This is a genomic window from Comamonas antarctica (assembly GCF_013363755.1).
GTDB lineage: Bacteria > Pseudomonadota > Gammaproteobacteria > Burkholderiales > Burkholderiaceae_C > Comamonas > Comamonas antarctica.
In genome coordinates this window covers 875,495-885,915 of sequence record NZ_CP054840.1, presented here as the reverse complement: position 1 = coordinate 885,915, position 10,421 = coordinate 875,495, and the positions used below count along the sequence as shown (strand labels likewise).

Below are 10,421 nucleotides of genomic sequence, written 5' to 3'. Positions count from 1 at the left end.
AGAGGTAACGGTTCAGCCGCACCGGCTGTTCTGGAGAGGGGTTCTTACTGCGCTGCTGGCGGCTTGAGCAGCACCTGGCCGCTCATGCCGGCGATCAGTTCGGCAAAGCGGCCATGGATGGCGGCATTGACCTTGACGGACTGGCTCACCGGATCGACGCGAGCCGCCAGGCGCTGCACCTTGGCGGGATAGGTCTTGCCGGTTTCATCGATGCGCACCTGGAATTCCGTGCCCTGGTGCAGCCAGCTGAGCCAGCGCGAAGGCACGAGGAACTCCAGCTCCAGCACGCTGTCGTCGATGATGTCGAGCAGCGCCTGGCCCGGCTGGGCGTATTGCTGCTCGCGGATCTTCTGCTCGGCGATGCGGCCCGCGTAGGGCGCGGTGATCTGGCACTTGCCCAGCAGGCTGCGGTTGGCCGCGACTTCGGCGCGCGCCTTCTGGTATTCGCCCTGCGAGGTATCGAGTTCGATCCGGCCGACGGAGTTGAGTTCGGCCAGGCGCTGGTTGGCCTTCCAGGTCTTCTCGGTCACGTCCTGGCCGGCCTGGGCGCGGTTGAGCTGCGCCTGCTGCAGGCTGCAGTCGAACTGCACCAGCAGCTGGCCCTGGCGGAAGGCGCTGCCTTCGGTCACGGGCAGGCGCTGGACCTTGGCGCCGATCTCGGCGGCCAGCGTGGTGTAGCGCCGCGGCGCGAGCTGGGCGCGGATCTCGCGCTGCTCGAGCACGCTGGGCAGCGTGCCGCCGGCGCGCGGCGCGGGTGCGGTCTGCGCCTGCAGCGCCGGGGCCAGCGCAGCGCCGGCCAGCAGCGTCCAAAGGATGCGGGAGTTCATTGCAGCTGTCCTGCTTCCCAGCGCTGCAGCGCCTGGCCCACGGCCGCGGTCAGTTCGGGCAGCGGCAGGCTGTCCGAGCCGTCGATCGCGGGCTCCATGCCCAGCGTGGCCTGCAGGCGCGAACCCGCGGCCTGCATGTTCGACAGCGCCTGGTAGCGGCGCAGCGTCGACAGGATGGAGGCGGTCTGCTGCGACACGCCGTCCAGGCGGGTCTGCTTCTCGGCGATCACCTGGTTGTCGACATGCTGCGCCAGGCGCTGGTCGACCTGGGCAATGGTGTCGGCGCGCTGGTACTGGTGCACGGCGTTGGCGAACTGCAGGCGCGCGATGTGCACCTGGCTCAACACGGCCATCTGCGTGGCCATGCGCTTCTGGTCGGCCAGTTCCACGCCGGCTTCGGCCAGCTGCTTTTGCGCGGGCATCGACAGCAGGCCCAGCAGGTTGAACGAGATCTGCAGGCCGGCATCGCGCCAGCTGTCGTTGATCAGGTAGCTGTCGCTGCTGTGGTTCAGGCCGTAGTTGAACGACAGGCCCGGGAACATGCGCAGCATCACGCGCTTGGTTTCCTCCTGGGCGATGCGCGCGCCGTACTGGCTTTCACGCAGGTCGGGGTTGCGCACCAGCGCCAGGGCTTCCATGTCTTGCACCGGGCGATTCAGCCAGTTCTGGTGGGCGGCCACTTGCGGCTCGGCCACCTTCCAGCCGGTGGTCGCCTGGCCGGGTGCGAGGCCCATCAGGGTGGCGAGTTCGATGCGCGCCGAAGACAGCTCCTGCTCGATGGTTTCCAGCAGGCGCATGTTCTCCAGCAACTGGCGCTGGTAGCGCAGCGGCTCGATGGGCGAGCGCAGCTTCTCGGCTTCGGCCTTGCGCACATCGTCGAGCGCCAAGTCGGCCTGCTTGTTGGCTTCGCGCAGCGAGGCTTCGAGCGCCTGGCTCGCGGCCACGCGCCAGTAGGCGATGCGCACGTCCTGCACCAGCGTGTGGATGGCCTTGCGGCGGCGCTCGCCCGCGATCAGCGCGCGGTCGGCATGCTGGCGCGCGGCGTAGTAGCTCTGACCGAAGTCCAGCAGGCTCCAGGAAAAGCCCAGCGAAGCGGTGGTGGCATCGCGGTCGCTGGAGATATAGGGGTTGGCCAGCGAAGGACGGCCCGTGACCGAGTCGACGCTGCGCGTGATCAGGTCGCGGTCGCGGTAGCGATAGCCGGCCGCGGCCACGACCTTGGGCAGCATGTCGTACTTCGACGCCTCGAAAGTGCCGGTGGCCACCGCTTCTTCCATGGCGCGCAGGCGCTGGCCGGCGTTGTACTTGATGGCGCGGGCAATGGCTTCTTCCAGGCTCACCGTGGCCGAAAGCGGCGCCACGTCCTGGGCCAGCTTCAGCTGGTCGGCCTGCACCTGGTCGCGCAGCTCGGCTTCGGTCAGGGGCTGGGCATTGAAGCTGGCGCAACCGGACAGCAGCAGCGTGCCGCCCAGCAGATAGCACGCACGCAGCGCAAAGGGGTTTGCCCTGCGGCTTGGGATAGAAGTGTTCATGGTAAGGACGTTGGCGTCTGGACGGAGGCAGTAAAGGCAAGCGGCTGACCGGCCGTGGCGTCACGCAGGCCACGGATTTCGCACACGAAACAAGTTCAGAAATGTCACGAAATTAATCGGATTTTTACACTAAACAACATTTGCGATGGAACTATTTTTTTGCAAAGTTACTGCTTTGGTCACTGGCTTGGCATCTAACCGGATTTACCTTCCAATTGGCGGCTTCTATTGGCAATTGGCAGTGCGTGCATGGCAACGCAGGCGATCCCAGATCGGCCTGCTATTAACTTAGTAGCAAAGAAAGTGTCAGGGATTTTCCGCGGGCATGTAAACGCCCGCTTTTTTCAGTTGGTAATTACTCACACCCCAGGTGTGGGACCGCGGACTGCGCCGCGAAAGTGGGCAGGCCAAGGCCCGCAGCCGCGTTGCACGGCTTGCGGTTCCCAGGCCCTCAGCGTGGATCATGCGAATGGATCTGCAATGCCTCGAGAAAGCGCGACACCATGTTGTAGGCGGCCACGGTGGCGGTGATTTCCACGATCTGCGCGGGCGGGAACAGCGCCGAGACCGCGGCAAACACCGCCTCGGGCACCTGGACGCTGCGCGTCATCGCATCGGTATAGGCCAGCACCGCGCGTTCGTCGTCGGCAAACGCCTCGCTGTGCTCCCACGCCTGCAGCGCATCGAGCTGGACCTGCGTCATGCCTTCCTGCAGCGCGATGGGCGCATGCTGCTGGGCCTCGTAAGGCGCGTTGTTGAGCAGCGCGACGCGCATGATGATCAGCTCGCGCAGCGCGCCGGCCAGGCTGCTTTGCTGGCGTATCGCAGTCAGGTAGCCCAGCCAGCCCTGGGCAATGGGCGTGCTGTGCATCAGCATCTGGTACAGGTGCAGGATGCTGCCGCGCTCGGCGATGATGCGCTCGGCGAGCGGGCGCGCGGCCTCGCTGCTGCAGTCGGCATAGGGAATGCGTGCCATGGAAAACCTCTTGTATGGATGAAAGGGATTGCGGCTCAGTCGGCGTTGACGATCTTGCGCTTGACCAGATCGGCCATCAGCTCCGAGTCCTTGCGCACGCGTTCGGCAAACGCCTGCGGCGTGCTGTTGACCACATCGAAGGCGTTGTCGCCAAAGCGCTTCACGATGGCCGGATCATGCATGACATCGTGCACCGCCTTGAGCAGCTTCTCGCGCACGTCGGCGGGCAGGCCCGGCGGCGCGACCAGGCCGATCCAGGTGGGAAACTCGAAGCCCGGAATGCTTTCGTTCATCGCCGGCACGTCGGGCAGTTGCGCCGAACGCTGCGGCGAGCTCACGGCAATCGCGCGGATCTTGCCGGCCTTGATGTGCGGCAGCATCACTGACAGGCCGGCGAACGCATAGTCGATATGGCCGCCCAGCAGGTCGGTCAACAGCGGAGCCGCGCCCTTGTAGGGCACATGTTCGGTCTTCAGGCCCTTGGCCAGCGACAGCTGCGCGCTGTTCACATGGCCGGCCGAGGCCGTGCCCGCCGAGCCGTAGGATGCCTTGGGATGGGCCTGCAGATAGGCCACCAGCTCCTGCAGGTTCTTCGCCGGCACATCGTTGCGCGTGACCAGGATCTGCGGCGTGGTCACCAGCAGGCTCAGGTAGTCGAAACCCTTGAAGGTGTCGAAAGGCAGGTTCTTGACGATCAGGTGGTTCACGGCCTGCGAGTCCAGCGCTAGCATCAGCGTGTGGCCGTCGGGCTTGGCGCGGTGCAGGTCGGTCGCGCCCAGCGCGCCGCTGGCGCCGGGCTTGTTGTCGATGACGACGGACTGGCCCAGCCGCTCCCCCAGCGCATTGCCGATGGTGCGCGCGGTCTGGTCGACGGCGCCGCCCGGCGCGAACGGCACGATCAGGCGGATGGGCTGGCTTGGATAGCCCTGGGCCAGCGCGGCGGCCGGCAAGCCCAATGCCAATGCGGCGCTGGCGCAGGCCAGCCAGGAACGGCGATCGATCATGTTTGTCTCCTTGGTATGGATATGCCGCGGCCGACAGCGCCCCCGCGCAGCGGCCGCACTGTGCTCAACGCGTTGCGGCCACCAGGCCGCCATCGACGACGATTTCGGTGCCGGTGACATAGCGGCTTTCATCGGCCACGAGAAACAGCACCGCATGCGCGGTGTCCCAGCCGGTGCCCATGTGCTTCATCGGCACCTGGTTGTTGCGGTGGTCGATAAAGCCTTGCGTGTCGCCCTGGGCGTACTTCTGCGCCAGTCCCTCGATCAGCGGCGTATGCATCAGGCCCGGTACCACGCAGTTCAGGCGTATGCCTTCGGCCGCATGGATCACGGCCGTGGTGTGCGTGAAATGCAGCAGGCCCGCCTTGGCCGTGGCGTAGGCCACCTGCGGCTTGCCGACATAGCGCAGGCCGGCCACCGAGGAGACGTTGACGATGGCGCCGCCGCCCTGCGCGCGCATCTGCGGGATCACATGCTTGCAGGACAGGAAAGTACCCTTCAGATTGACCTGGAGCTGCGCGTCCCAGACCGCCTCCTCCATGTCCACCGGCCCGCCGGGCTGAGACAGCCCGACGTTGTTGACCAGGATGTCGATGCGCCCGAAGCGCTGCAAGCAGTCGGCGACGACGCGCGCGACCTCGTCGGCGCGCGTCACGTCGCAGGCGTCGACATGGCAGTCGCCGCCCTCCTGCGCCACGAGGCGCTGCGTCTCCTGCGCCTGCTCCAGGGACAGGTCCGTGCCATACACCTTTGCCCCCTGGCGCGCGAGCAGCACCGCCGTCGCGCGCCCGTTGCCCCAGCCCTGCGCGACCGCGCCGCAGCCCATCACCAATGCCACCTTGCCTGTCAGATCCAGCACCTTGTCTCCTTTGTCGGCATCTTCTCGAAGCGCGCCGGGCGGCGCCCGCGGGATGCATGGATCGATGCTACGGCGCCACCATATATTTTTGAAATTCTTTATTGCTCGCAATTTATAGAATCAAGGCATGAATATTCCGCCGCGCCAACTGCGCATGTTCCTGGCCCTGTCCGAGTCGCTGAACTTCAGCAAGACCGCCGAGCAGCTGTTCATGACCCAGCCCTCGCTGAGCAAGGCCATCCGCGATCTCGAGCAGACGCTGGGCCTGCCGCTGTTCGAGCGCACCACGCGCAGCGTGCAGCTCACGGCAGGCGGCCAGCGGCTGGCGGCCATGGCGCGCTCGGTGATTGGCGAATACGATGCCGGCTTGCAGCGCATGCTGTCTTCCGCGGGGCAGGAGGCACGCCAACTGGCCATTGCCTCCCTGCCCTCGCTGGCCACGGTCATGCTGCCCGCGGTGTGCACGGCGCTGGAGCGCGAGTACCCGGAGCCGCACATCACCATCCATGACTGCTCCAACGGCGCCTGCGTGCAGCGGCTGCTCGACTGCCAGGTCGACTTCGCACTCGCGTCGGTCGCGCCCTCGCACCCCGCGCTGCTTTACGAGGAGGTGCTGCGCGACCGCTTCGTGCTGCTGTCGTGCGGCCCCTGGCGCAAGCGTTTGGGGCCGCGCCTGCAGCTCGACGACCTGTCCGGGCTGCCGCTGATCACGATGACCGATGCCAGCACGGCGATGCGCTACATGAGCGCCGCCTTCCTGCAGCGCGGCATCGAGTTCCGCCCGAAGATGCAGCTCGATCAGGTCGGCACCATTGCGGGTTTCGTCAAGGCGGGGCTGGGCATCGCGGTGCTGCCCTATCTGGGCATGATGCCGATGCAGACCCTGCGCGGGCTGCAGGTCTCGGAGATCGCCGACGGGCCGGTGCGCTCGGTGAGCATCGTCACGCGCCGTCTGGCCACGCCCACGGCCATCGCGCAGCAGGCCATGGCCGCGGTGCGTGCCGTCGGCGTGGGACTGATGGAGAAGCACGCGGGCTGGATACTCCCGCCCACGGCCGGCCGCCAGTCCTAGCTACAGAGGCAGTAGCAAAGCAGCCTCCATGGATTTGCCGAAGGGGCCGAAACATGTAGTTATGTACAGTAGCGCCATGTTCACCCCGGTTGAGATCTCCGGCCTTCCCGTTGCCGGCAGCCGGTCCGGCAAATCATGACCGCGTCCATTCCGGTGCCGCCGCACCGCTATTACTACCTGCACAACTTCGAGCGCGCGCTGGCCTGGATCGCGCAGCGCTACAGCGACCTGCTCGACAGCGCCGAGCACGACTTCCTCGCGCAGTTCGCGGCGCTGCCGCCGCTGTCGCGCGCGCTGCTGGTGCGCATGCTGATGCGCCGCGGGCCGTGGTTCCGCGCCTCCAAGCTGGTCTACGAGGAAATTCCCGAAGTGTCTGCGGCCGCCGACCCGCTGCTGGCGCTGGGCTGGCTCGACACCCAGGCGCCGATGCTGCTCGAAGAACTGTTCGACCTGCACACCAAGGGCGAGCTGGCCACGGTGTTTGCGGGCGCCGAGCGCGGCGGCGGCACGCGCAAGTCGGACTGGCTGCTGGCGCTGGGCAGCCAGCATGCCGAGCCGCGGCGCTATGCCGAATGGCATCCCAAGGCCGCGGAGCCGGTATGGCGCGTGATGCTGGGCGCGCTCAGCGAGCGCCTGCGGCTGATGTTCTTTGGCAACCTGCACCAGGACTGGACCGAATTCGTGCTGGCCGACCTGGGCGTGTTCAAGTACGAGAGCGTGGATTTCGATGCGTCTTCACGCGCTTTCCAGACACGCGAGGACATCGACGCCTACCTGGCGCTGCAGGCCTGCCGCGAGGCCCTGGAGGAAGGCGGCGACGCCGCGGCCCTGCGCCAGGCCATCGAAGCCTGCCGCAGCAGAAACCCCTGGCTGGAAAAGCGCCGCGCCAAGCTGCTGCTGCGCCTGGGCAACGCCTGCGAGCGCGCGGCCGAGTGGGACGAAGCGCTGCTGACCTATGCGCAGTGCAGCTATCCCGGCGCGCGCCACCGCTACATCCGCGTGCTCGAACGGCTGGAGCGCCATGAGGAAGCCTTGCAGCGCGCGCTGGCCGCGCAGCAGGCGCCCGAAAGCGATGAGGAGCAGCAGAAGCTGCTGCGCATGCTGCCGCGGCTGCAGCGCAGCCTGGGCCAGGGCCCGCCTGGCCGGCGCCCGGGCGCGGCACGCGCGCTGCTGCGCCTGCGCACGGACATCGAGCTCGACCCGCCCGCGCTGCCGATGTCGGTGGAATACGTGCTGCGCCAGCACTGGCACAGCGACGCGAGCCCGGTGTTCTATGTCGAGAACGCGCTGGTCAATTCGCTGTTCGGCCTGCTGTGCTGGCCCGCGATCTTCGCGCCGGTGCAAGGCGCGTTCTTCCACCCGTTCCAGAGCGCCCCCGCCGACCTGAGCGCGCCCGACTTCGCGCAGCGCCGCGCCGACGAGTTCGCGCGCTGCCTGGCCCTGCTCGATGCGCCCGACTACATGCAGGTCATCTGCGAGCGCTATGCCGACAAGCAGGGCGTGCAGTCGCCGTTCGTGTTCTGGGGCGTGCTGACCGAGCCGCTGCTCAGGCTGGCGCTGGACTGCATCAGCGCCGCGCATCTCAAGCTGCTGTTCACGCGGCTGATGGCCGACGTCAAGGCCAACCGCACCGGGTTTCCCGACCTGGTGCGCTTCTGGCCCGGGGAAAAGCGCTACGAACTGGTCGAGGTCAAGGGCCCGGGCGACAAGCTGCAGGACAACCAGATCCGCTGGCTCGAATACTGCAGCGCGCATGGCATTCCGGTCAGCGTCTGCCATGTGCAATGGCGCAGCTGCGGGGCTGCGCCGTGAGCTATACCGTCTCGGTGCGCACGCTGTGCGAGTTCACCGCCAAGCAAGGCGACCTCGACATGCGCTTCACGCCCGCGCCCACGGCGCAGCAGGGCATCGAGGGCCATGCGCTGGTGCAGTCGCGCCGTGGCGCCGAATACGAGGCCGAGCTGCCGCTGCAGGGGGTGTACGAGACGCTGCGCGTGCGCGGCCGCGCCGACGGTTTCGACGCGCAGGCCGGCCAGCTCGAGGAGATCAAGACCTACCGCGGCAACCTCGACGCGATCCGCGCCAACCACCGCGCGCTGCACTGGGCCCAGGCCAAGGTCTACGGCCATATGCTGTGCGCCGGGCGCGCACTGCCGCGGCTGAAGATCGCGCTGATCTACTTCAACATCACGACGCAGAAGGAAGACGCCATCGTGCAGGCCTTCGAGGCCGCCGAGCTGCAGGAATTCTTCACGCAGCAATGCGCGCGCTTCCTGCATTGGGCGCAAAGCGAGGATGCGCACCGCAGCGCGCGCGATACGGCGCTCGCGGCGCTGAGCTTCCCCTGGGGCGCGTTTCGCGCGGGCCAGCGCGCGCTCTCGGTCGCGGTCTACCGCTGCGCGCGCGCGCCCGAGCCCGGCAGTTGCCTGATGGCGCAGGCGCCCACGGGCATAGGCAAGACCATAGGCACGCTGTTTCCCATGCTCAAGGCCTGCCCCGACCAGGGGCTGGACCGGATCTTCTTCCTGACCGCCAAGGGCACGGGCCATGGGCTGGCCACGCAGGCGCTGGATCTGGTCAATGCCAGGCTGCAGGCCGACGGCGCCCCGCCGCTGCGCGCGCTGACGCTGCAGTCGCGCGAGAAAAGCTGCGAGCACCCCGACAAGGCCTGCCACGGCGACTCGTGCCCGCTGGCCAAGGGCTTCTACGACCGCCTGCCTGCGGCGCGCGCCGCGGTGCTCGGCGTGCGCGCGGTCTGGGACAGCGCGCGCCTGCGCGAAGTCGCGCTGGCCCACGAGGTCTGCCCCTACTACCTTACGCAGGAAATGGCGCGCTGGAGCGACGTGGTCGTCGGCGACTACAACTACTTCTACGACGGCGCGGCCATGCTGTACGCGCTGACCCAGGCCCACCAGTGGAAGGTCGGCATCCTGGTCGACGAAGCGCACAACCTGCTCGACCGCGCGCGCAGCATGTACACCGCCGAACTCGCGCCCGGCTCGCTGGCCGCGGCGCGCAAGCATGCCAAGGGCCGCATCCGCAAGTCGCTGGATGCGCTCGGCCGCGCCTGGACCGACATCCACGCGGGCCAGGAGGATGGCTACCAATGCCACGCCCAGGTGCCGCTGGACTTCATGGCCGCGCTGCAAAAGGCCGTCTCGCTGATTGCCGAGGCCAATGCCGACATACCGATGCTGCCCGGCGACCCGGTGCTGGCGTTCTATCTCGAGGCGCTGCAGTTTTCCGTGCTCGAGGAAAAGTTCGACGACCATGCGCTGTTCGATGTCACGCTGGTGCCCGCGCAAGGCCGGCGCAAGCGCGCGTCGGTGCTGTGCATCCGCAACGTGATTCCCGCGCCGCACCTGCTCGCGCGCCACGCGGCCGCGCATGCCACGGTGCTGTTCTCGGGCACGCTGAGCCCGGCGACGTTCTACCGCGACACGCTGGGCATGCCCGAAGACACGGGCTGGATCGACGTGCCCGCGCCGTTCAAGGCCGCGCAGCTCGCGGTGCACATCGTGCGCGATGTCTCCACGCGCTACCAGGACCGCGAGGCCTCGGTGGCGCGCATCGTGGCGCTGATCCGCACGCAGTACGGCAAGCGCCCGGGCAATTACCTGTGCTTCTTCAGCAGCTTCGACTACCTCGAGCGCGTGGCCGATGCGCTGTGCGCCCAGCCCGATGCGCCGCCGGTCTGGCGCCAGGTGCGCGCCATGGGGGCGGACAGCCGCCAGGCCTTCATCGACCGCTTCCAGCCCGGCGGCCACGGCATTGGCTTCGCGGTTCTGGGCGGTGCCTTCGGCGAAGGCATCGACCTGCCCGGCGACCGGCTGATCGGTGCGTTCATCGCCACGCTGGGCCTGCCCCAGCTGAACCCGGTCAACGAAAGCATGAAGCGCTGCATGCAGCAGCGCTTCGGCACCCGCACCGGCTATGACTACACCTACCTGTTCCCCGGCCTGCGCAAGGTGGTGCAAGCCGCGGGGCGCGTGATTCGCTCGGAAAGCGATACCGGGGACTTGTTTCTGATGGACGACCGGTTCGGGCGGGACGAGGTGCGCAGGTTGATGCCGGGGTGGTGGGGATAAGCCAGACCGGCTTTCAGCGCAGGCCGGGAGGTGCCCTCTCGCGCCGCATCGGCCACAGCCTGG

General features: G+C 67.6%; 8 protein-coding genes. 3 read left to right on the top strand and 5 right to left on the bottom strand.

Going from position 1 to position 10,421, the window contains the following annotated elements:
• Positions 1 to 44: 44 nt before the first annotated feature.
• The 5 genes from HUK68_RS04195 to HUK68_RS04175 form a co-directional block, all read right to left on the bottom strand.
• Positions 45 to 827, bottom strand: a complete 783-nt coding sequence (locus HUK68_RS04195) for an efflux RND transporter periplasmic adaptor subunit (protein ID WP_175503064.1) — start codon at positions 825 to 827, stop codon at positions 45 to 47.
• The gene (locus HUK68_RS04190; protein ID WP_244146248.1) at positions 824 to 2,359 is read right to left on the bottom strand and encodes a TolC family protein; all 1,536 of its coding nucleotides are present in this window, start codon (positions 2,357 to 2,359) and stop codon (positions 824 to 826) included. The genes HUK68_RS04195 and HUK68_RS04190 overlap by 4 nt, the downstream gene beginning before the upstream one ends.
• A gap of 451 nt (positions 2,360 to 2,810) precedes the next feature.
• The gene (locus HUK68_RS04185) at positions 2,811 to 3,335 is read right to left on the bottom strand and encodes a carboxymuconolactone decarboxylase family protein (protein ID WP_175503063.1); all 525 of its coding nucleotides are present in this window, start codon (positions 3,333 to 3,335) and stop codon (positions 2,811 to 2,813) included.
• 35 nt (positions 3,336 to 3,370) lie between these two features.
• Positions 3,371 to 4,339: a Bug family tripartite tricarboxylate transporter substrate binding protein gene (locus HUK68_RS04180; RefSeq protein WP_175503062.1), complete on the bottom strand. Its 969-nt coding sequence runs from the start codon at positions 4,337 to 4,339 to the stop codon at positions 3,371 to 3,373.
• Between the two features lie 64 nt (positions 4,340 to 4,403).
• A complete protein-coding gene (locus HUK68_RS04175) occupies positions 4,404 to 5,198 on the bottom strand; it encodes an SDR family NAD(P)-dependent oxidoreductase (protein ID WP_244146247.1) in 795 nt (264 codons plus the stop codon).
• Positions 5,199 to 5,325: 127 nt separating this feature from the next.
• Between HUK68_RS04175 and HUK68_RS04170 the strand changes: the two genes are divergently transcribed.
• The 3 genes from HUK68_RS04170 to HUK68_RS04160 all read left to right on the top strand — a co-directional run bounded on the left by HUK68_RS04170 (position 5,326) and on the right by HUK68_RS04160 (position 10,358).
• Positions 5,326 to 6,270 (top strand): LysR family transcriptional regulator, encoded by a 945-nt coding sequence (locus HUK68_RS04170; protein ID WP_175503061.1) that lies wholly within the window; start codon positions 5,326 to 5,328, stop codon positions 6,268 to 6,270.
• Positions 6,271 to 6,405: 135 nt separating this feature from the next.
• Positions 6,406 to 8,082: a VRR-NUC domain-containing protein gene (locus HUK68_RS04165; protein WP_175503060.1), complete on the top strand. Its 1,677-nt coding sequence runs from the start codon at positions 6,406 to 6,408 to the stop codon at positions 8,080 to 8,082.
• Positions 8,055 to 10,358: an ATP-dependent DNA helicase gene (locus tag HUK68_RS04160; RefSeq protein ID WP_244146246.1), complete on the top strand. Its 2,304-nt coding sequence runs from the start codon at positions 8,055 to 8,057 to the stop codon at positions 10,356 to 10,358. Before HUK68_RS04165 ends, HUK68_RS04160 begins: the two co-directional genes overlap by 28 nt.
• Positions 10,359 to 10,421: the final 63 nt, after the last annotated feature.